This is a genomic window from Nostoc cycadae WK-1, assembly GCF_002897135.1.
In the GTDB taxonomy this organism is placed as follows: Bacteria; Cyanobacteriota; Cyanobacteriia; order Cyanobacteriales; family Nostocaceae; genus Nostoc_B.
On the sequence record NZ_DF978438.1, the window covers coordinates 96,898 to 117,918 of the forward strand.

Sequence of the window (21,021 nt, forward strand, 5' to 3'; positions counted from 1 at the left end):
TAGGGCTTACGAGTATAAGTGTATTTGTAAATACTGGAGTCTTTGAGCAAATTGTTTTCGCAAAATCAATTAATGTTAAAAAATGCGACATTTCCGCTTATGTGACTGATCCAGATCCGCAAGGTTTAAATGTGCGGAATGGTGCAAGTTTGCGGCACAAAATTTTGGGACAAGTACCCATCAACGAAACAGTTCAGATTATTGCAACTGCCAAAAATTGGGTAAAAATTACGAATGCAAGTGCTGGTTTTTCTGGAACAGGATGGGTATCTGTAGCAAAATTAGGCTTATCAAGTCGTGGTTACGCTACTAATGGTGTGAATCTTTACGCTAGTGCTAATCAGCAAAGCTTAAAAATAGGCAAGGTTCCAGCTAATGCGACAATGAAATTATTAGGCTGTCAAGGCGATTGGGCGCAGGTAGAATATCAAGGTAGCAAGGGTTGGTTAGTTAAAGAAGATCAGTGCGGTGCAGCCTTAACAACTTGTTCGTAATATTGTCGGCAGTGAAGAAGGCAATTTAAACTAAGTTTTAGTGGGGAGAAGTTTATCTAGAACTATTTAGCTACTATAAGAATTAGTACTTATAGTCCAATATAATTACGTTTGAGGTAAATAAATGCCTTCTCCCTTTCCCGGAATGAACCCATATTTAGAACATCCTAACTTGTGGCCAGGATTACATCACTGGCTAATTATTGAAATTGCTAGACTACTATCTCCTCAGTTACGTCCCAAATATCGGGTAGCCGTAGAAGTTAGGATGTATGAAACAAGTGGGGGAAATTCCCTGTTTGTTGGTATTCCTGATGTCACAATAAAACGCCTATCAAATGTGACAGATTCAACAAAAACAAATGTCGCAGTTGCAGAACCAATCACCAAACCTATAAAAGTTACAATTCCCAGACCGGAAATAATCAAAGAAGGTTATTTAGAAGTGCGAGAAGTTGGAACTGAAGATGTAGTTACTACCATAGAAATTTTATCACCAACTAATAAACGCCGAGGTAAAGGACGGGAAACTTATGAAGAGAAACGTCAAGATGTACTAGGCAGTAAAACTCATTTGGTTGAGATTGATTTACTGCGAACAGGGGAGGCAATGACATTTTTTGATACTGATATTGAAAGTCATTATCGCATTTTAGTTTGTCGTGGCGATCGCCGTCCTTATGCTGATTTATATGCTTTTAATTTACAAGAAGTAATTCCAGCTTTTCCCTTACCTTTACGTCAAGAAGATACGGAACCAATTATTGATTTACAAAAATTGTTAAATGAAGTATATGATATTTCTGCCTACGATTTAGTTATAGATTACAATCTAGCGCCATTTCCACCATTGTCAGAGGCAGACGCAGCCTGGGCAAATGAAATGTTACAGGATAAAGGATTACGCTCAACAGCCGACAGTCCAGAAATCCCCAACTAAAATTTAAAGTTAGGGATTCTCTTAACTTAGACTCATGACATTTTCTGCTCGTCTGCTTTTGCTTTGTAGCCTAGTCAATACATTAGGACTAGCATTCACACTGCCAAACTTAGAAATAGCTCAGGCGCAGGCTGCTAACTGTCCGACTCCGGCGTTAAATCGCTTTCAGCGCCATAAAGTTGCTCGTGGCGAAACATTAGAGAGCATAGCACAAAGCTACAACCTTGCTCCCGAAACACTCATTGTCATGAACCCGAATGTGAATAATGGGCGTGTGAGCGTGGGTAGTGAATTGCAAATACCCCCTTACAACGGCATTGTGGTGGAAGTGCCTAGCGGACAAAATTGGCGGCAAATAGCGGCAAAATATAAAGTTCGTCCTGATGCACTATTTGAAATTAATGGTTGTCAACAAAACCCTAAAATTGTCTTTGTACCGGGGTTGAATTGGTTGCCAAATCCGCCGCAAACAACATCTCTCATACCAGCAAATTCCAATAACCAAAGCCGTGCGTCTATCAGTGGCTATCCTTTAACGCAAGCGGCAACTGTGGGTTTAGGGTATGGTTGGCAAATTAATCCTAAAAATGGAGAGGTGTTTTTTCACAGTGGTGTAGATTTGTTAGCCGCAGTGGGTAGTCCGGTAGAGGCGATCGCACCTGGTAATGTAGTATTTGCTCAAGAGCAAGGTAGTTATGGTCAATTGGTGATTGTTAACCACAGTGGTGGAATGCAAAGCCGCTATGCTCATCTTGGTACTATTAAGGTGAAGGTCGGTCAGCAAGTCAAGACCGGAGATTTATTAGGAACTGTAGGAACAACTGGCGAACCTTCTGCTAAAGAACCACATCTCCATTTTGAAATGCGTTCTAGTTCATCTCAGGGATGGGTGGCGCAAGATCCTAAGAGTTATTTGAGGAAGTGATTAAGGCAGAGTGGCACGGAGATTGACGCAAAGGAGCGCAAAGAGGAGATGGAGAATTAGATCAAATCGGTTGTTTTAATAATGTGCATCCCGGCTTCAGCAAACCTCGAAAAAGCTGCGTCTGCTTGTTCGGTATAATCTACAACTCCTGGAACTACAACCGGGGAGGTGGAATCTTCTAAGAGATAAACTTTTTTGGCAAGGGTAGCATCTACCTGTTTAATTTCTGTTAATAAATCGTCAATTGTCCAGGCCACACAATGGCTTTTTGCTTGACCGCCAATAATCACTACATCAAATTCTAAAAGTTGTTTGATGAGTTTTGTATTCTTGTGGGCGAGGGGATTTTGATCGTAGCCAATTAACACTTCTGGACGTAATATGGAATAATTTTCTGTTAAGGCATTCTCACCTTTGAGTTCAAATTGTGTTTGGCTTTGACGGGCAATACCATGAAAGAATATTGCTTCTTCCACAGAGGAAACTAACGCATGACCAATTCCACCTAACATAGAATGGTAAGGCCAAACAATCAGCGGATATTTACCATTTTGACTTAGCTGATTAACGTAGTGATAAGCTTGTTTTTCTAATAGTTCGTAGTCGCCATTGGCGATGCTGACAACTGCGGGGTTAACTTTCCAAATACCTTGGTTAATATCGGCTGGAGTAATATTAGTGGCGGCTGGTATTGGGTGTTTTCCTTCAGCATTCACCCAAAAAATCGGGTGAAAAATTTGCATTGCTGTATGTGTATCTAGGGTAGGAATAATTGTGGTAATTTTGCCTAAGTTGCGATAGATGAATTCACATAATCGCTGATTATCTTCAACTGCTGCTTGCCCAGATTTGCCGCCAACAAATAATTCAAATCCTGGAATACAAAAGGTATTTTGGACATCAATTAATAGTAGACAAATTTGAGTTTTATCGGCAGATGATGGTGGTATATTATATTGCTTCGCCCAATTTTCGGCTGTGTCTGCACATTCTTGGTAGGGTACGCGCCAAACTTCGCCGACTTTATTGGGGTTGAAGTGGGGGGGGATAGGTAGTGTCTGTGGAATTGCTGTGTTCATAGTTTAGCTAGTGGTAAATGCGATTGAATTTCTGCTGCTGTGATAGCCGAATATTTTCATAAAGTCAACGCTTTTAACGCCGCAAGCAATAAACATGAATAAAATATATTACGGAGAATTAAAATATTGCTATTGGCAAGGTGAAATAAAATGTGCTGCCTTCACCGAGGGTACTATTTGCCCAAATACTACCACCGTGTTGTTGAACAATACTTTGGCAAATAGCCAAACCAAGACCTGTTCCGCCTTTAGCACGCGCATCGGAGACATCAACCTGTTCAAAACGCTCAAATATTGTGTCTAGTTTATCGGCGGGAATACCTCGACCTTGGTCTTTGACTTGAAATAGTACCCAGTCGGCTTGCGGTTGAGCAGATAAAGTAATGGCTGAGTTGCGGGGAGAAAATTTGATGGCGTTGCTCAATAAATTGGTGAGGGTTTGGATAATTAAATCAGGATCAGCCCAGACACAAACAGTTGTAGGAATCATAGAAATTGTCAAGGCGGCTGTGAGGATGATAGGTTGTACTTCTTCTACGGCGCGTTGCATTAAATCTGTAGCATTGCAGACTTCTTTGACCAGCTGTACTTGCCCGGAAGATAAGCGTTCTAAGTCGAGAATATCATTGACCAAACGCACCAGGCGATCGCTATTTGTTAAAGCCTGCTGAATCATCCGTTTGGCTTTTTCTGGTTTATTATCGTAAATTCCCGTATTCAACAACCCTAAAAATCCTTGGATGGCGGTGAGTGGAGTCCGCAGTTCATGACTGACAATGGAAATAAATTCGTTTTTTATCTGCTCAATAGCTTGCTGTTCGGTGATATCTTGAATTTGCAGCACATAGTATAGTGGTTGATTTTGAAAATCTTGTACCAAGGATAAACTCGTTAGTCCCCAAGCAACTCGCCCGCCATTGCACAAGTAACGCAACTGAACTTGCAGACTGCGATTTTTGTTGTTCAAAACTTGCTCTATACCTTGTCTCAGCTGATCAATATCTTCTGAGTGAACTAATTCAAATAAACTCAAACTGAAAAAATCTAATTCAGAATAACCCAGCATTTCACCTAATACCGGATTGATTTGCAGCCAGCGTTGATCTAATCCCAACAACGCCATTCCAATGGGCGCATCATAAAACGCATGGCGAAACCGTTCTTCGCTCTCACGCAACGCTAACTCGGCTTGTTTGAGGTCAGTAATATCTAACAATACTCCATACCAAGCAACATCACCATTTTCCCGGCGTTCTGGGCGGGAGTTAGCGCGTACCCACTTCATCTTGCCAGAAGGGGTAACAATCCGCCATTCATGAGCAAATGCTTGTAGGGTTTTGAGACTTTGAGTAGTTAACTGATTGTAGAGCAGCAAATCATCAGGATGCACTTGCTGATAGGTGAGTAAAGGATCTGTTAAAACTTGTTGGGGTTCTAATTCTTGAATTTCGCGTACACCTGAACTGATGTATTCATAACGCATGTCATGGGTATCTGGGTAATAGGCCAGAATGTAAATCTGCGCGGGTGAAGCAGCTGCAATTTTTTGAAAGCGAGCTTCACTTTTTAACAGTGCTGTTTGTGCGAGTTTGCGCTCATCAATTTCTTGTTGTAATTGCTGGTTAACTGTTACTAATTGGGCGGTTCTATCTTGTACTCGCTGTTCCAGTTCTTCTTGCAGTCGCCTCAGTTGGTTCTCAATTTGTACGCGTTCTGCAATTTGGCCTTGTAATGCTTTGTTTGCTTGTTTTAATTGCAGTGGGCTAGGTAGTGCTAGTGCTTGTGGCATTAATTGTACAAGTTCCATTGCTGTAAACAATGAAACAATTGCTGTCACCGCTTTCAGGATGCCTGATAGCCAATATGTAGGATGCCATAATGTCCAGATTTCGGCAATATGTGTTGTGCCACAAAAAATTATAAAAGCCGCAAATAATAAAAATATCCACGAAAAAGGTAAATCTTGCCGTTTGCGAACGAAGTAGAACAAAGTTAAGGGAATCGAATAGTAAGCCAGCGCAATGACTGCATCAGAAATTATGTGCAGCCAAACTAACCCAGGTTGCCATAGGTAACAGTGACCATGAGGAATAAATAAGCGATCGCTAAATAAATTTACTATAAAATCTTGCATACCACACAAAACTAAGCTGGCAGAAATAATCAACCTCTTATATGAATTAGATTATCAACTTTTAAACAGATAAATTTATTATTAATCTCTTCGCGTCTGCGTAAAATTGAAATTTTTGTGCAATATATCTATTTTGTATTTTTATCTGAAATAAAAACCACAGATGGATACTCATCTGTGATCTAATTCTGGAAAAATCTGGTTTTATTTAACGTGAATTCAATGAGTGCTTTTTGACCTCACCCCCAGCCCCTCTCCTTGTAGGAGAGGGGAGTAAAACTACTCCTCCTTCTCCTTTTAGGAGAGGGAGGCTGGGAGGGAGAGGTCTGTCGAACTCACGTTTATTTGATGTTTTGATATCGCCCTAACGCAATTAACGGGAAATATTGCTGATACATATGATATTTGAGATAAAAATGACAGGGGAAGCCAGTCCCAGTAAAGTCGGCTTCAAACCAAGTACCGTCTGATTTTTGTGTTGATACTAGATAATTAATCCCGCGTTCAATTGCTGACATTGCAAAATTACCAGTTGCTTCACCTGCGGCGATTAATCCAATTACAGCCCAAGCAGTTTGCGATGCGGTGCTGCGTCCTTGTCCTTTGAGGCTAGGATCGTTGTAAGTGCGACAAGTTTCGCCCCAACCGCCATCAGAATTTTGACATCCGACTAACCAAGCCGCACCTTGTTCTATATTGGGCTGATACTTTTGCGGGTTAATTAAGGCTAAGGCGGAGAGAACACCGCTGGTACCGTAGATGTAATTTACGCCCCAACGCCCAAACCAACAACCTTCCGGTTCTTGTTCTGCTAGGAGGTAAGAAAGGGCGCGTTCTAGGTTGCGAGAATTAATAGATAAGTCACAAGCACCCAACATTTCTAATACTCTGGCTGTGACATCAGCGGTGTTGGGGTCAATCATGGCTTTTAAGTCACCGTAGGGGATGGAATTCAGCCATTCTTGATCATTATCTAAATCAAACGCAGCCCAACCACCTGGGCGACATTGCATAGATGCAACCCAATTTAAAGCACGGGCGATCGCAGCTTGTTTTAAACTTTCGTTAGGCAGTTTGGCAAGGTGTAAAGCCATAACTACCACCGCTGTATCATCCACATCGGGATAAAAGCGATTGTCAAATTCAAACGCCCAAGCACCAGGTTTACCTTGACGATTTTTTACCGTCCAATCACCATAATCAAGAATTTGCTTTTGTAGTAACCATTCTCCGGCTTTGACAATGGCGGGATGATCAGGTGCATAACCAGAATCTATCAACGCCCGCATTACCCAAGCTGTATCCCACACCGGAGACACACAAGGTTGAATACAGTAGTTTTCTTCTGTTTCTATGGCAAAGTTATCAATGGCTTGAAATCCGCGTTCGACAATTGGGTCGTTTTGGCTATAACCCAAGCATTTTAACGCCAGCATAGAATTCAGCATCGCTGGAATAATCCCGCCCCAGTCACCTGTGACTTCTTGGCGTTCTAAAATCCATTTTTCGGCGGCTTTAATTCCTTCTTGGCGGAAAGGAACTAAATTCAGACTTTCAGCTAATTTAAAACCTTGATCTAATGTCAGGAATAAATCAGTCCAATCACCTTGGCGAGGTAATTCATACTGGACTTGATCAACACCTTCAACGTATAACTCATCTAAATTAATCGCTTGATCAAGTTGAAAAATAGGTTTGCTGTCACACACAATTAACAGCGGGACAGTGCTAGAACGCGCCCAGCTAGACATTTCATAAATGTTGACAGGGAAAGCTGGCGGTAACAGCATAATCCACGGCGGAAGAGAAGGAATACCACACCAGCTATAACAGCCAATCAAGGCTAAGTGTAATTTGGTAAAAATGCGAGTTTTGCTGATACCACCCCGTTGGAGAATAAAATCCCGCGCCCGTATCAAGGCTGGGTCGGTTGCGGGTACACCCAACAGCCGTAGCGCCATATATGCTTCTACGGAAGTGCTGATTTCGCCACCGTCATCATAAAAGAGTTCCCAACCGCCATGCTGCCGTTGCTGAGAACGCAAGTAGGTTTCAATTTTATGTAATGGGCGAGTTTTGTCGGTTCCCCAAATTTTATGCAGTAGAACAACTTCCGCCGTAATGGTGACATTAGATTCTAACTCCGCCCACCAGTAACCTGCGGGATATTGCATCGACAGCAGGTATTTTTGGCTGGCTGCGATCGCATCTGCAACTTGATTGACTTGTACCCTGTCTTGTGTTTGCATCAACTGAAGTATGAAGTGTGAAGTCTAAAAGTATGAAAGAAAGATACCACGGATAGTTTTTCTGATTTATGAAAGGTATAAAATACCTAGGTTTAATTCTTCATCTTTTCTTTAGTCATGGTGGTAATTGTACTAGGGTTGATGGTCTTATCCTTAATCATTTGGTTAGGATTACTGAGTTTAAGGGGACAGTTTTGGCGCTTAGACCAGCAATTAGAACTCACAACTCCTCAGCTAAAATCTTTACCAAAAGTGTGTGCGGTGATTCCCGCCCGGAATGAAGCGGATGTTCTGCCTATTAGTCTGCGATCGCTGTTACTGCAAAATTATGATGGTACTTTTAATGTATTTTTAGTAGACGATCGCAGTACAGATGGCACATTTGGCTGTGCAGAAGGAGTCGCCCACGCTGTAGACAAACCTCAGCAATTGCAAATTATCTCCGGTGAACCGTTACCTGCTGGTTGGTCTGGTAAACTTTGGGCAGTTGAACAAGGTATTCAACAAGCAAAAACACTCGCCCCTGACTATTTTTTACTGACAGATGCAGATATTGAACATGATGTCAATAACCTGCGCCGACTTGTTGCCAAAGCTGAACAAGAAAATTTAGACTTGGTTTCGGTGATGGTGCGCTTGCGCTGTGATAGTCATTGGGAAAAATTTTTAATTCCCGCTTTCGTCTTCTTCTTTCAAAAACTTTATCCTTTTCGCTGGGTGAATCATCCCCAAAATCCCACAGCGGCGGCGGCTGGTGGGAGTATTTTAATTCGGCGCACAGCTTTAGAACGAATTGGTGGTATTTCCAGTATTCGGCAAGCTTTAATTGATGATTGTGCTTTAGCTAAGGCAGTGAAATCAACTCAAGGACGTATATGGTTAGGCTTAAGTAGCTTAACTCGCAGTTTGCGGCCTTACAATTCCCTGGAAACGATTTGGGGTATGATAGCGCGGACTGCCTATACTCAATTAAATTATTCGCCTGTATTATTACTGGGAACTGTTATAGCCATGACCTTAATTTACCTGATGCCCCCTTTAGGTGTAATTATCGGTGTAATTTTAGGTAATTGGCTCATCATAATTACAGCTTTAGCTACATGGTTATTGATGGCATTAGCTTACTTTCCCATTATCCGTTTTTATCAATGCTCACCTTTATTAGCTTTTAGTTTACCTGCGATCGCCTTTCTCTACACTTTAATGACAATAGACTCAGCTATCCGTCATTGGCAAGGACGAGGGGGCGCGTGGAAAGGACGAGTTTATCCTAGTTAAATTTGCCAACTCGTCACTTTCTCACAACTCCTCAACAGCCTCACCGCTGCGCTCGTAATGACGGAGTTACGTTATTTTTGCATAAGTCCTGAAATTATCTAATTAGCTCCTCTAAGGAGGGAAACAAAATTTTCTCCGCTTGATTGCGATCGCCGCATTCTTCTGCTGGTAAATTACACATACAAGCAGCATTTGTAATGTCGGTAATTTGACCGCGCAAACATTTAACACTCTGAATCAATAAATAAGCCGCAAAAAAAGCGATTAGTGCAGCTACTAATAAACTAATAACTCCATCCGCCCATGTCCAATTTAGCCAAATAACAGCGATCGCCGCTAACACTGCACCAACAGAACTAGCGACATCCGCCACCAGATGTAGAAATGCACCTCTAATATTCAGGTCTTGATGACTGCATCCATGTAGATAAAAAGCGTTAAAGCTGTTAATTCCCAAGCCAATCAAGGCGGTTGTCAACATGGGTAAACCCAGAATTTCAATATCGGGAGATTGCAGCCTTACCAGAGCTTCTTTGATAATCCAGGCAGCAATACAAGCTAGGCTGATCCCATTCACCAAAGCTGCCAAAATATCTAATCGATAACGTCCAAATATATTGTGTTTGGATATGGATTGAGATAGCCAGGATGCAATTAGGGCTAGACCCAACGCTGCTACATCCGTCAGAATGTGTTCAGCATCTGCTAATAGAGACAGACTGTGGCTCCAAATTCCTACACTTAATTCCACACAAAAAAAGACACTGAGTAAAACTAAAGCTGTCCACAAAGCCTGAAATTTTTGCTTTACCTGGCTTGATTGCATTAAATCTGACCTGTGATACACCTACTGGATTTTATCTCCAATGATAAGCTATCGCAGGAGGCAGGAGGCAGAAGGTAGGACAATACGGTTCGGTTAAAGGGAAAAGGGACGTTGTTAAGTAAATGAGCGAAAATATTTACAGTCATTGCGAGCGAAGCGAAGCAATCGCAAAGTTTATGGGATTGCTTCGCTTCGCTCGCAATGACATTAACCAAATCGTATTGGGAGGCAGAAAGCAGAAGGCAGGAGACAGAAGGAAAAGTCTTACTATTCCTGGCATTCAAGCTTTCAAGTTGTCCTAGACATATCTGACTACCGCTATATCAGTTACACACTCTCCGTCGGAAAGCATCATTCTAAGATACCTTAATACCTGGATATGCCCCCATTTAATGTACCAGTATCAAGGTTAACGGTTAAGTAAATCAGGTTTAATGAAGGGTAAACGCCAGTAAAAACTTGTAGAGTTTATGTAATAATTATTATATTGATCATAAAATATGGCGATCGCATCAATTAAGCTTGAGAAAATCGCCACATCACAAAAAATTAGCTAAAGATTTTGATTACGTTGAAGAAATACCTAGTTACTTATCTGTCATAGCGATCACTTCGGTTATATCTATCGTCTCTGTCATAGCGGTCATTTCGGTTATATCTGTCGTCTCTGTCATAGCGATCGTTTCGGTTATATCTATCGTCTCTGTCATAGCGATCGTTTCGGTTATATCTGTCGTTTCTGTCATAGCGATCGTTTCGGTTATATCTATCGTTTCTGTCATAGCGATCGTTTCTATTATTGCCAACTGCAAACTCAGCACGGCAACCATTTCGCACCCAAACCCGATTTCCTCTAAAACCCCAATTGTCCCGACAACTGGAGTTAGACAATTGCCTAACAAATCTGACTCTACCTCTACCGGGTACTGTACAAGTATTTCTCTGATTATTCTGGCTAGAACAAGTTATAATCTCTTGGGCTGAAGCCGGGGTGGCAAAGCCTAAAAGTGTACCGATGCTAACGCTGGCAGCCATAAAGGTAGCTGCAATCATAGGAAAACGTATAACCATATCAACTATTAAACTTCTTCAAGAGTTTTCAACAAGAACTATAGTAATTGTAGCGAATTCCATTAATAGGCAATTGTGCTATAAAATTTAGCTGCAAAGAATATTTGCATTCTGAAAACTATAGAATTTCATAGCTAGGTATTTATCTATATCCAAGCATTAAATATTATTAACTACATTTAAGCAACAACACTTTTTCCTAAATTAATAGTTATCTTGAACCTGACAGCAAAGTAGATTTGTGCTGCTGAGATATTTGAGCTTGTGCAAATTTAGCGGAGATATTATAAAAGGTATTTTAAAAAATAGCAGGTAAATTTGATTGAGATTTATGTAGAATTATTTGCCAATATCCTGGAATAAAATACCAAATTTAATATTTTGCTGCGGTGTGAAATATAAATAAAAAACTATCAATTGAGGAGTCTGCTATGGAACCGCTTGACCTGAAATGGATACGTAGCCAGTTTCCAGCATTAACGCAAAAAATCAACGGTCAGCCTGCTATTTTCTTCGATGGGCCAGGTGGTACTCAAGTACCTGGGGCGGTATTAGATGCGATGAATGACTATCTGGTGAGGTCAAATGCCAATGCTCATGGGTATTTTGTCACCAGTGCGCGTACAGATGCTACCATTGCCTCTGCTCGTGCAGCGATCGCCGATTTTCTGGGATGTCATAGCGATGAGGTGGTATTTGGTGCAAATATGACCACCCTCACCTTTGCTTTCAGTCGGGCAATTGGTCGAGAATTACACCCAGGTGATGAAATTATCGTAACGCGGCTAGATCATTACGCGAATGTTTCTTCTTGGTATGCCTTAGAAGAACAAGGTGCAACTATTCGCGTTGTAGATATTAATGTTGATGATTGCACCCTAGATATGAATGAACTAGAACGGTTAATTAACCCAAAAACAAGGTTAGTTGCCGTTACTTATGCTTCTAACGCTGTGGGTACAATTAATGATATTGCGGCGATCGCACGTTTGGCTCATAGCGTTGGTGCTTGGGTATTTGTTGATGCAGTCCACTATGCACCCCATGCACCGATTAATGTACATAACTTAGATTGTGACTTTCTGGCTTGTTCGGCGTATAAATTCTTTGGCCCCCACGTTGGCATTTTGTACGGAAAAAGAGAACATTTAGAACGGTTGCAACCTTATAAAGTGAAACCTGCACCAGATGAAGTTCCCTCACGTTGGGAAACCGGAACTCTCAATCATGAAGGTTTAGCTGGAGTAGTCGCGTCGATTAACTATTTAACTAAACTTGGTTGTCATGTTTCGCCTGCAATTGATAACGAACTAGTTGCGGCTTTGATTGAAGCCGACAAAGAAGGATTACAAACATTTAGTTGTCCCCGCTTCCTCAAATCATCAGAACAAACAAGTCTTACCTCGGCTTATCACAGTCGACGTGCGGCTTTAGTTACAGCCATGTCCGCCATTCAGCAATACGAACGCGAACTAAGTCACAAATTAATTTCTGGACTGTTAGAAATTCCTGGGTTAAGCTGCTATGGCATCACCGATCTGACTCGTTTTGCTTGGCGGACACCAACAGTAGGCGTACGACTAGCTAAAAAAACCCCTGAAAGTATCGCTAAAGCATTAGGCGATCGCGGTATTTTTACATGGCATGGTCATTTCTATGCGCTAGGTTTAATAGAGAAGTTAGGTATAGAAGCTAGTGGCGGCTTACTGCGAATTGGATTAGCGCACTACAACACCGTCGAAGAAATTCATCAGTTGTTGTATATGTTGCATGAAATAGCAGCGCTTCCTGATGATTAATTCTTCTTTTAAATATGCGGGGTTATTGCAACCCCGTGAGGCTTTATGGAAAATCACATAAAATATTACGATTTAGTATTATTAGATGCCTGGGTAATTGATCCCAGTCAATCACTCAATGGGCGGTTTGATATTGCTATACGCGATGGTAAAATTGCCGCTATTTCCCAACAGTTAAAAACTTATAAATCTAAATTAAAATTTGCAGCAGGCAATTATTTAATTTGTCCTGGCTTTATCGATTTACACGTTCATGTTTATGAATGGAAGACAACATTTGGTGTACCTGCGGATGATGTAGGAATTAATGCCGGGGTAACAACAATTGTTGACCAAGGTAGTAGTAGTCCGTTTACATTTTCTGGTTTTAAATCAGATATTGTTGAGAAATCACAAACAGATGTCCGGAGTTTTCTGTTAGTTAATCATGCAGCTAACCAAACTATCGGTAACACTGTTTCCGGTTTAGAAAATCCCGAAAAAATAGATAGAGAAACCTTAATCAAAGTAGCGCAAGCCAATCCAGAAATTGTCCGTGGCTTTAAAGTACACGCTGATTCCGGCTCAATATCACGCTGGGGAATGGGCGTACTCAAATTAGCCAGAGAAGTAGGCGATCGCACTAATTTACCTTTATATGTTCACACAGGCGAATTATTTCCGGTAGACGAAACTAATCGCCCCAACCCAGAAAAGGTAGTAGAAAATGCCTTGTCATACATGAAAGCCGGAGATATTCTCGGTCACTGCTATAGTTGTCAACCAGATGGGTTAATGGGAAACCGTACTCAAGTCCCAGAGTGGTTGTATGCAGCGATTGAGCGAGGCATATTATTAGATTTAGGACATGGACTAAAATTTAGCTTTGAAACTGCACGGCGAATGATAGCGCAAGGAGTTTTACCCCACACTATTAGCAGTGATGCTCACGGTAATTTTAAACAAATGCACGATGATTCAACGCTGAATTATAGTTTATGTGGTGGAATTTCTAAACTTTTAGCTTTGGGCTTAAATTTAGCAGATGCGATCGCTGCTGTCACCATCAACCCCTCCCGCGTATTAAAAGCCGAAGCAGAACTTGGCACTTTAAAAGTTGGTTCCATTGCAGATATCACAATTCTCAAGTTAGTAGAGGGTGATTGGTTATTTGTTGACGCTTTAGAACAGCCATTAAAAGCTAAACACAAACTTATTCCCATTGGGGTGATACGTTCAGGAGAGTTAATTCAACCTAATTGTCGCTTCTTGCGAGATTTAGTGGCGATCGCTTGACTTTCAATATAGTCGCTAAATCTCTACGATATCACCACACTCAACCAATCATTTTCTTAACTGCAATTGAATTGCATCGACTCAAAATTGAATTGTTTTGACTCACAATTTGATTGTATCAACTCACAATTTGATTGCATCGACTCACAATTGAATTGCATCAACTCGCAATTTGATTGTATTGCCCCGCAATTGAATTGCATCGCCCCGTTGTTAGAGATGAAAGCAATGCAAAGGCTTTTATCGTTTAATGTCTTTACCCCTACACATTTCTACAGTTAATTGTTGCAAAAAATGCAACAACAACAGAAATATTTCCGCAAATTAGTAATATAACAACAGATTTTCCGCAATATCTCTGATGATAAGTAAATAGCGGTAGTCAGATCCCCGACTTCTTTAAGAAGTCGGGGATCTCTTAAGCCATGATCAAATTATGAATTACTAAACTTATACTGAACGTAGCCGAAGTATTATGAATTACAAAATATTATTTTTGCCTTTACTGCTGAGTTCGCTGCTGCTATCCGATGCAGTACGCGCAACATCAAAAACCCAAGACTTGCAGATAGCACAACAACCAACCCAACCAGACGCAACCCGCGCCGCAGCAGAACAAGCATACAATGAAGCATTTGAGTTATACAAGCAAGGCACAGCTGAAAGCTTACGACAAGCACTTGCAAAATGGCAAATTGCCTTACCCCTATGGCAGAAACTAGGCGATAAATCTAACGAAGCTTTAACTCTACTGGGAATTGGTGGAGTCTACTACGCTTTAGGAGACAATCAACAGGCACTGACATACTACAACCAAGCCTTACCCATATATCGGCAAGTGGGAGATAAAGACGGCGAAGCTATCACTCTCAATAATCTTGGTCTTGTCTACAATGATTTAGGAGACAAGCAACAGGCACTGACATACTACAACCAAGCCTTACCCTTACGGCGGCAAGTGGGAGATAAAGGCGGCGAAGCTACCACTCTCACTAATCTTGGTCGTGTCTACTCAGATTTAGGAGACAAGCAACAGGCACTGACATACTTCAACCAAGCCTTACCCATATATCGGCAAGTGGGAGATAAAGGCGGCGAAGCTACCACTCTCTCCAACATCGCTTCCGTAGAACGAAGCAAAGGTAACTTGGAAACGGCACTTGCCCAAATCGAAGCATCTATCAAAATTGTTGAAGAATTACGCATCAACATCAAAAGTCAAGATTTGCGTACTTCTTACTTCGCCACCGTACAAAACCGTTACCAGTTTTACATCGACTTGCTCATGCAACTGCACAAACAATCACCAACCAAAGGTTACGCTGCACAAGCAATACACATCAGCGAACGCTCCCGCGCCAGGGTTTTATTAGAACTATTAACCGAAGCCAATGCCAAAATTCGCAAAGGCGTTGATCCTAAACTATTAGAACAAGAACAAAGTCTGCAAGAGCAAATTGATGCCAAAGATAAACTGCGTCGAGATTTAGACAAAGCAGCACCCGCTACCGCAGTTCAAAAACTCGAACAAGAAATTGCTAATCTTTTGAGTCAATACAAACAACTACAAACCCAAATTCGCACAACTAGCCCCAAATACGCCGCGCTCAAATATCCTGAGCCGTTAAAATTAGCGCAAATTCAGCAACAACTCGATGCAAATACTGTGCTGTTGCAATATTCATTAGGTAAAGAACACAGTTATCTTTGGGTTGTAACTCCTAATTCCCTCGACAGCCATGAACTCCCACCACAAGCACAGATAGAAAAAGCCACAAACGATTTTCGTCAAAGTATAGTCAGAGTAGCAGCTTCCGGTAAAGAACAAGCAGCAACAGCAAAACAACTAAGTCAAATTATCCTAACTCCAGTCGCAAACAAATTAGCAAACAAACGTTTGGTAATTGTCGCGGATGGTGCTTTACAAAATATTCCCTTTGCAGCGTTAACTGAACCAACTGCTCAAGAATCATATCAACCACTGCTAGTCAATCACGAAATTGTTAATCTTCCTTCAGCTTCAACCATCGCCATCCTCAGACAAGAAACGCAAAAGCGTCCAAAAGCACCCAAAGCTATAGCTATTCTCGCAGACCCCGTATACAGTACAGATGACTCACGGGTGACAGGGAAACCAGAAAACAATTCTCTAACTCCTGATTTAGACTTACAACGTTCTGCACTCTCCAGATCAGCAAGAAATCTTAACCGCAACGGTTGGGATAGATTAAACGGAACTCGCCAAGAAGCTCAAGCAATTCTCAAACTCAGTTCACCAAAAGATAGCTTATCAGCATTTGATTTTGATGCTAATTATGATTGGGTAACAAACTCAAAACTAAGTCAATATCGTGTGATTCACCTTGCAACTCATGGTTTCGCTGATGATGTTAACCCAGAGTTATCAGGCATTGTACTTTCATTAATAGACAAGCAAGGTAAACCCCAAAGAGGATATCTGCGGTTAAACGATATCTTTAACCTTGATTTTCCCGCTGATTTAATCGTGTTGAGTGCTTGTCAAACCGGACAAGGTAAAGAAGTTCAAGGAGAAGGTCTAGTAGGGTTGACAAGAGGATTGATGTATGCAGGTTCACCCAGACTTGTATTGTCTTTATGGAATGTGGATGATCAGGGAACAAAAGAATTGATGAGTGAATTTTATCGCCAAATGTGGCAAGAAGGGAAATCGCCTGTTGCTGCCCTCCGCGCCGCACAACTAAGTTTATGGCAAAATCCAAATTGGCGTAAACCTTTGTATTGGGCTGCTTTCACTCTGCAAGGTGAATGGCGATGAAGTAAATTCGGTTTTGCGACTTTGAAGAGAAATGCCAAGATAGATTTAGAGGTTTCAGGAAGTCTTATGTCTCTAAATATCCAAGACTTGGAGAAAATGCAGGTAGATTACCCTGACTATCGCATGGAATTGGTTGACGGGAATATAGTTGTCATGAGTCCATCAGGTTATGAGTCAGAAGAAGTCGGAACTGAGTTTGCAGCGTTGCTGAGAAACTGGGTAAGGCCGCGCAAGTTAGGACGTGTGGTTGGTTCTAGTGCTGGTTTTAAATTACCTAACACAAATTTACGCGCTCCTGATGTCTCTTTTATTAAAGCCGAAAGACTCAAACGTTCCACTGAAGATTATGCCGAATTAGTTCCTGATTTAGTAGTTGAAGTAAAATCAAAAACTGATTCTGTAGATAAACTCCGCGAGAAGATTCAGGAATTTATCGGAATGGGGACACAAATCGGGATTTTAATTAACCCCAAAACTAGAACTATAGAAGTTTACAATTCTGGAGAACAAGTCATATTACGAGACGGTGATGTGCTGACGCTTCCCAATTTATTCCCTGGCTGGGAAGTCACAATTTCGGAGATTTGGTCGCCAGTGTTTGAGTAGAGAATCAGGATTTGAGAAACAAGCTGCTTTCATGTCACTATGGACAATTGACCATTGACCATTGACCATTTAGTTATGACAAATCAAGCTTTGATTCCCGTAATTATCAACGGTGCTGCTGGCAAAATGGGTCGTGAGGTAGTCAAAGCAGTAGCACAAGCACCTGATTTAACTTTAATGGGTGCAATTGACCGTAACCCGGAACATCAAGGTAAAGACGCTGGGGAATTAGCAGGTTTAACAGAACCGTTGGAAGTGCCAATTACTGACCAATTGGAACCAATGTTAGGTTACGTGGCTGGTGAAAGACAACTGCCACCTGGGGTAATCATCGACTTTACCCATCCTGATTCAGTGTATGACAATGTGCGGAGTGCGATCGCCTATGGTATTCGTCCGGTTGTTGGTACTACAGGCTTAAGTCCAGAACAAATTCAAAATTTGGCAGACTTTGCCGAAAAAGCCAGTACAGGTTGCTTGATTATCCCTAATTTCTCCATTGGGATGGTGTTATTACAGCAAGCCGCCATTACCGCATCGCAATATTTTGACCATGTAGAAATTATTGAACTGCACCACAACCAAAAAGCTGATGCACCCAGCGGGACAGCAATTCAAACCGCGCAGTTACTAGCAGAGCTAGGTAAAACTTTTAACCCTGCAATTGTTGAAGAAACCGAGAAAATACCCGGAGCTAGAGGTAGTCTAGCCGATGAAGGCATTAGAATTCATAGTGTGCGCTTGCCGGGACTAATCGCCCATCAAGAAGTAATTTTTGGGGCTGCTGGTCAAATTTATACCTTACGCCATGATACAAGCGATCGCGCCTGTTATATGCCCGGCGTATTACTGGCAATTCGCAAAGTCTCACAGTTAAAGTCGTTAGTGTATGGTTTAGAAAAGATACTCTAAACATTAACATTCAACACCCAGCACCCATGCTTGTCCCACTGACTCGCCAGAAATTTGAACAAGTTATCCCCCTCATTGCTACTGGTCAGCAGTACAAGTACTATTGGGGGAATTTTTCTAATTTTTTACAGCGGCTATTAGTTTCTGTCGTTGCTGTAGTTGTGATTTTACTAGTAAAAGCTTTGTTTGGTCTGGATTTTGGCCCCATCCTGTTTTTTTTGGGTGTACTTGGGGCAATGTTTTGGCTGTGGTACCCCGTGTTTCAAGCCAGTATTCGGAATGCAAAATGCCGCCGTTATAAGTACTGCGGCTTTTTCCGTGGGCGAATTCTAGATTGGTGGATTACAGACAAATTGATGGGTAAACAAGAAACTGTCAATAGCAAAGGGGAGTTAGTAATTGTTGAAAATCGAGAAAAACGGATAAATTTAGAAGTTGGTGATGATACCGGATTTAGCGTCGAGTTAGATGCACCACTAAAGCCTTTTCATAAAGCGATCGCCCGTGGTCAAATTGCGGAAATGATCGTTATGTCAAATCGTCCAGATTTAAGCACCATTGAAGATTTCAGCGATGTTTACATTCCCAGCCGTGACATCTGGGTGAACGATTATCCCTATCTCCGCAGAGACTTTTTTTCTGAAGTCAGTCGCCGCTTACGGGAAGGACAAAATGACAGACCACGCCGTCGGCGGAAATATGAGGATTAAAAAAGTTAAAAGTCAAAAGTTAAAAGTGTTTCTTTTTCCTTTTGCATTTTTACTTTTAACTTTTCCTAGCTTTGCCGATTCGCATTCTGTCCATAAGCTTGCCAAGCCAGATCTACTAATCCATCAACAACCGCAGCCGCTACAACTGCATTGCCTTTGCGACTTTCAATTGTAATACAAGGAACTAAAGAGTCTTGCAGTCGGCTTTTAGCCGTATCCACATCCACAAAACCCACTGGAGTAGCAATTATTAAAGCTGGCAGAATTTCTTCAGCTTCAATCAAATCAACCAGTGCTGTTAGTGCGGTTTGTGCCTGACCAACCACAAAAATCCCCTCTGGATAACGCTTGGCTAGGGTTTCAATTCCCCATGCTGCTAAAGTTTTTTCCTTTTGAGGACGTGTGACAGTTTCCATGCTGCAATAGACTGGGTTAGCGAAGGTGTTCTGGATGTCGTAAGCGATACCTACTTGTACCATTGGCACATCTACTACAATTGTGGTGCGTGCTGCTAACGCCGCTGCACCAGCTTGCAAAGCATGTTCCGAAAAGCGGATTAAAGACTTATATTCAAAGTCGGCTGTGGCGTATATTACCCGCCGCACAATTTCATACTCTGCGGGTGAAAAGGCATGATCGCCAATTTCACTATCAATGATTGCTAAACTTTGAGCATCAGTTACGTGCCATTCCATCACTATTCAGCGCTGATATACCAGCTTTCAGCTTATCAGCTTCAGTGAGTGCTGAGTCATTTGAAGTCTGAATTCAATACTCAGCACTCAGTCAGCAATCACAACTCAGGACTAGAAGAAGGGCGACTGAACACAGGAGACAGATAAGCAACTAAAGCACCGATAAAAAAGCCAGAAATATTCCGAACTAGCGGTAGCCAATCACTAGTGCGAGTCACTACTGGCCCAATACCAAAGGCTATGAATAAAATTCCCCATAACGGAGAGAAAATTAATGCCCATTGCCAAGCCACAATTTGTTTATCGTTGCGGGGTTGGGCGGCAAATCCGCAAATTATCCCGCCAATGACGGAGGTAACTAAGGTGAGAATCCATTGTTCTCTGGGGAGTCCTGGTACAACATTACAACCGCCTTTGATTAAGCAGCCTTTAACTGAGTCTAAGGCTTGTAAGATTGATTGGTCTTCACCTTGTTCTCGCACAAAGTACAAGTTACCAAAGCGAGTTTGTAGTTCTATCCAAAATGTGCGGGGTAAAAGTTCGTAAACTGCATCACCAACGCTAAAGCTGAGAATGTTTCCCCCGCGAGAATCAGCAACTAGCAGGATACTTTTATCATCTAAACCCCAATAATTGATCACTGCTCGACCAGGGGTGCGATCGTACTGTGTTAATACGCGCAGTTTCCAGCCAGTTTCGGTTTCAAATTGCTTTAAATCGGAAACTAGCTTGTCTTCTTGAATGTCAGTGAGAGTTTTCGCCAAATCAATAACTGGAGTTTGGAAATTGGGTAACAAGTCAGGGTTGTCATAGGCTAGTGCTGCGGAAGGATTTGCTACCCAAATTGACCCAGCCACGAAAAATATTGCAATAGATACGAGAATTCGTCGCCAAAAACAAGACTGCATGGATGCTCTTATACAAATATAAACAGTAAAAGTGAACAAGTTGTTTTAAAAAGTAGGAGAGAAAAGTGATACTTCTTTACACTTGTTTACTTTACTCTAATATTAGGGTCTAAGAAAAGTATTGAGTGTGAGAGATTTGTGGCCTATCGCCCAATAACCATTAAGACCATGATAGCGATCGCTCTTTCTCGGTTCAGTGCGTTGTAATGCTGAAATTCAGAGTGCTGTTGATTAATAGCATTAACAACAATCCCAGCTTTGCTGATGCTAGATCACCCTGCTCATCAAGTTAAGACAAAGTGCGATCGCTGATTTTATGATGG

At 41.6% G+C, this 21,021-nt stretch carries 17 protein-coding genes; 10 read left to right on the forward strand and 7 right to left on the reverse strand.

From position 1 onward, the window contains the following. The first annotated feature begins 101 nt into the window (after positions 1-101). The 3 genes from NCWK1_RS23295 to NCWK1_RS23305 all read left to right on the forward strand — a co-directional run bounded on the left by NCWK1_RS23295 (position 102) and on the right by NCWK1_RS23305 (position 2,359). Positions 102-494, forward strand: a complete 393-nt coding sequence (locus tag NCWK1_RS23295) for an SH3 domain-containing protein (RefSeq protein ID WP_340641213.1) — start codon at positions 102-104, stop codon at positions 492-494. A 124-nt stretch (positions 495-618) separates the two neighbouring features. Beyond that, a complete protein-coding gene (locus tag NCWK1_RS23300; RefSeq protein WP_103126346.1) occupies positions 619-1,434 on the forward strand; it encodes a DUF4058 family protein in 816 nt (271 codons plus the stop codon). Positions 1,435-1,468: 34 nt separating this feature from the next. Then, complete coding sequence (locus NCWK1_RS23305) at positions 1,469-2,359, forward strand: LysM peptidoglycan-binding domain-containing M23 family metallopeptidase (RefSeq protein WP_103126347.1); 891 nt, start codon at positions 1,469-1,471, stop codon at positions 2,357-2,359. A gap of 56 nt (positions 2,360-2,415) precedes the next feature. Here NCWK1_RS23305 and NCWK1_RS23310 read toward each other — a convergent pair whose 3' ends face one another. The 3 genes from NCWK1_RS23310 to shc all read right to left on the reverse strand — a co-directional run bounded on the left by NCWK1_RS23310 (position 2,416) and on the right by shc (position 7,821). Beyond that, a complete protein-coding gene (locus NCWK1_RS23310) occupies positions 2,416-3,438 on the reverse strand; it encodes a cysteine hydrolase family protein (RefSeq protein ID WP_103126348.1) in 1,023 nt (340 codons plus the stop codon). Positions 3,439-3,556: 118 nt separating this feature from the next. Then, positions 3,557-5,572 carry a PAS domain-containing sensor histidine kinase gene (locus NCWK1_RS23315; protein ID WP_103126349.1) on the reverse strand — a complete coding sequence of 672 codons (2,016 nt, stop codon included), beginning with the start codon at positions 5,570-5,572 and terminating at the stop codon, positions 3,557-3,559. A 341-nt stretch (positions 5,573-5,913) separates the two neighbouring features. Next, positions 5,914-7,821, reverse strand: a complete 1,908-nt coding sequence (gene shc, locus NCWK1_RS23320; protein WP_103126350.1) for a squalene--hopene cyclase — start codon at positions 7,819-7,821, stop codon at positions 5,914-5,916. 117 nt (positions 7,822-7,938) lie between these two features. Here shc and NCWK1_RS23325 point away from each other — a divergent pair, with 117 nt between their 5' ends. After that, on the forward strand, positions 7,939-9,099 hold the full coding sequence (locus tag NCWK1_RS23325; protein ID WP_103126351.1) for a glycosyltransferase: 1,161 nt from the start codon (positions 7,939-7,941) through the stop codon (positions 9,097-9,099). A 94-nt stretch (positions 9,100-9,193) separates the two neighbouring features. On the opposite strand, the gene NCWK1_RS23330 is transcribed toward NCWK1_RS23325, so the two are convergent. Both NCWK1_RS23330 and NCWK1_RS23340 read right to left on the reverse strand, forming a co-directional pair. Then, positions 9,194-9,925, reverse strand: coding sequence for a cation diffusion facilitator family transporter (locus NCWK1_RS23330; protein WP_103126352.1), 732 nt, complete (start codon positions 9,923-9,925; stop codon positions 9,194-9,196). Between the two features lie 591 nt (positions 9,926-10,516). After that, positions 10,517-10,996: a DUF3011 domain-containing protein gene (locus NCWK1_RS23340; protein WP_103126354.1), complete on the reverse strand. Its 480-nt coding sequence runs from the start codon at positions 10,994-10,996 to the stop codon at positions 10,517-10,519. A 431-nt stretch (positions 10,997-11,427) separates the two neighbouring features. On the opposite strand from NCWK1_RS23340, the gene NCWK1_RS23345 reads away from it, so the two are divergent. From NCWK1_RS23345 to NCWK1_RS23370, 6 genes are all read left to right on the forward strand, one after another. After that, positions 11,428-12,795, forward strand: a complete 1,368-nt coding sequence (locus NCWK1_RS23345; RefSeq protein ID WP_103126355.1) for a cysteine desulfurase-like protein — start codon at positions 11,428-11,430, stop codon at positions 12,793-12,795. A gap of 45 nt (positions 12,796-12,840) precedes the next feature. Next, positions 12,841-14,070: an amidohydrolase/deacetylase family metallohydrolase gene (locus NCWK1_RS23350; protein WP_103126356.1), complete on the forward strand. Its 1,230-nt coding sequence runs from the start codon at positions 12,841-12,843 to the stop codon at positions 14,068-14,070. 475 nt (positions 14,071-14,545) lie between these two features. Further along, the gene (locus NCWK1_RS23355) at positions 14,546-16,867 is read left to right on the forward strand and encodes a CHAT domain-containing protein (RefSeq protein WP_103126357.1); all 2,322 of its coding nucleotides are present in this window, start codon (positions 14,546-14,548) and stop codon (positions 16,865-16,867) included. A 66-nt stretch (positions 16,868-16,933) separates the two neighbouring features. Continuing rightward, complete coding sequence (locus NCWK1_RS23360) at positions 16,934-17,473, forward strand: Uma2 family endonuclease (RefSeq protein ID WP_103126358.1); 540 nt, start codon at positions 16,934-16,936, stop codon at positions 17,471-17,473. Positions 17,474-17,548: 75 nt separating this feature from the next. Continuing rightward, the gene (dapB, locus tag NCWK1_RS23365; protein WP_103126359.1) at positions 17,549-18,385 is read left to right on the forward strand and encodes a 4-hydroxy-tetrahydrodipicolinate reductase; all 837 of its coding nucleotides are present in this window, start codon (positions 17,549-17,551) and stop codon (positions 18,383-18,385) included. A gap of 26 nt (positions 18,386-18,411) precedes the next feature. Beyond that, positions 18,412-19,095 carry a phosphate ABC transporter permease gene (locus tag NCWK1_RS23370; RefSeq protein ID WP_096582709.1) on the forward strand — a complete coding sequence of 228 codons (684 nt, stop codon included), beginning with the start codon at positions 18,412-18,414 and terminating at the stop codon, positions 19,093-19,095. Between the two features lie 65 nt (positions 19,096-19,160). On the opposite strand, the gene NCWK1_RS23375 is transcribed toward NCWK1_RS23370, so the two are convergent. Both NCWK1_RS23375 and NCWK1_RS23380 read right to left on the reverse strand, forming a co-directional pair. Continuing rightward, complete coding sequence (locus NCWK1_RS23375; RefSeq protein ID WP_096582711.1) at positions 19,161-19,790, reverse strand: precorrin-8X methylmutase; 630 nt, start codon at positions 19,788-19,790, stop codon at positions 19,161-19,163. 98 nt (positions 19,791-19,888) lie between these two features. Further along, a complete protein-coding gene (locus tag NCWK1_RS23380; RefSeq protein WP_096582713.1) occupies positions 19,889-20,698 on the reverse strand; it encodes a TPM domain-containing protein in 810 nt (269 codons plus the stop codon). Positions 20,699-21,021 lie beyond the last annotated feature (323 nt).

What these genes read in the sequence shown, in the direction of transcription:
- NCWK1_RS23300 (WP_103126346.1), top strand. Translation starts at nt 619, where the DNA reads ATGCCTTCTCCCTTTCCCGGAATGAACCCATATTTAGAACATCCTAAC.
- NCWK1_RS23305 (WP_103126347.1), top strand. Translation starts at nt 1,469, where the DNA reads ATGACATTTTCTGCTCGTCTGCTTTTGCTTTGTAGCCTAGTCAATACA.
- NCWK1_RS23310 (WP_103126348.1), bottom strand. Translation starts at nt 3,438, where the DNA reads ATGAACACAGCAATTCCACAGACACTACCTATCCCCCCCCACTTCAAC.
- NCWK1_RS23315 (WP_103126349.1), bottom strand. Translation starts at nt 5,572, where the DNA reads ATGCAAGATTTTATAGTAAATTTATTTAGCGATCGCTTATTTATTCCT.
- shc (WP_103126350.1), bottom strand. Translation starts at nt 7,821, where the DNA reads ATGCAAACACAAGACAGGGTACAAGTCAATCAAGTTGCAGATGCGATC.
- NCWK1_RS23325 (WP_103126351.1), top strand. Translation starts at nt 7,939, where the DNA reads ATGGTGGTAATTGTACTAGGGTTGATGGTCTTATCCTTAATCATTTGG.
- NCWK1_RS23330 (WP_103126352.1), bottom strand. Translation starts at nt 9,925, where the DNA reads ATGCAATCAAGCCAGGTAAAGCAAAAATTTCAGGCTTTGTGGACAGCT.
- NCWK1_RS23340 (WP_103126354.1), bottom strand. Translation starts at nt 10,996, where the DNA reads ATGGTTATACGTTTTCCTATGATTGCAGCTACCTTTATGGCTGCCAGC.
- NCWK1_RS23345 (WP_103126355.1), top strand. Translation starts at nt 11,428, where the DNA reads ATGGAACCGCTTGACCTGAAATGGATACGTAGCCAGTTTCCAGCATTA.
- NCWK1_RS23350 (WP_103126356.1), top strand. Translation starts at nt 12,841, where the DNA reads ATGGAAAATCACATAAAATATTACGATTTAGTATTATTAGATGCCTGG.
- NCWK1_RS23355 (WP_103126357.1), top strand. Translation starts at nt 14,546, where the DNA reads ATGAATTACAAAATATTATTTTTGCCTTTACTGCTGAGTTCGCTGCTG.
- NCWK1_RS23360 (WP_103126358.1), top strand. Translation starts at nt 16,934, where the DNA reads ATGTCTCTAAATATCCAAGACTTGGAGAAAATGCAGGTAGATTACCCT.
- dapB (WP_103126359.1), top strand. Translation starts at nt 17,549, where the DNA reads ATGACAAATCAAGCTTTGATTCCCGTAATTATCAACGGTGCTGCTGGC.
- NCWK1_RS23370 (WP_096582709.1), top strand. Translation starts at nt 18,412, where the DNA reads ATGCTTGTCCCACTGACTCGCCAGAAATTTGAACAAGTTATCCCCCTC.
- NCWK1_RS23375 (WP_096582711.1), bottom strand. Translation starts at nt 19,790, where the DNA reads ATGGAATGGCACGTAACTGATGCTCAAAGTTTAGCAATCATTGATAGT.
- NCWK1_RS23380 (WP_096582713.1), bottom strand. Translation starts at nt 20,698, where the DNA reads ATGCAGTCTTGTTTTTGGCGACGAATTCTCGTATCTATTGCAATATTT.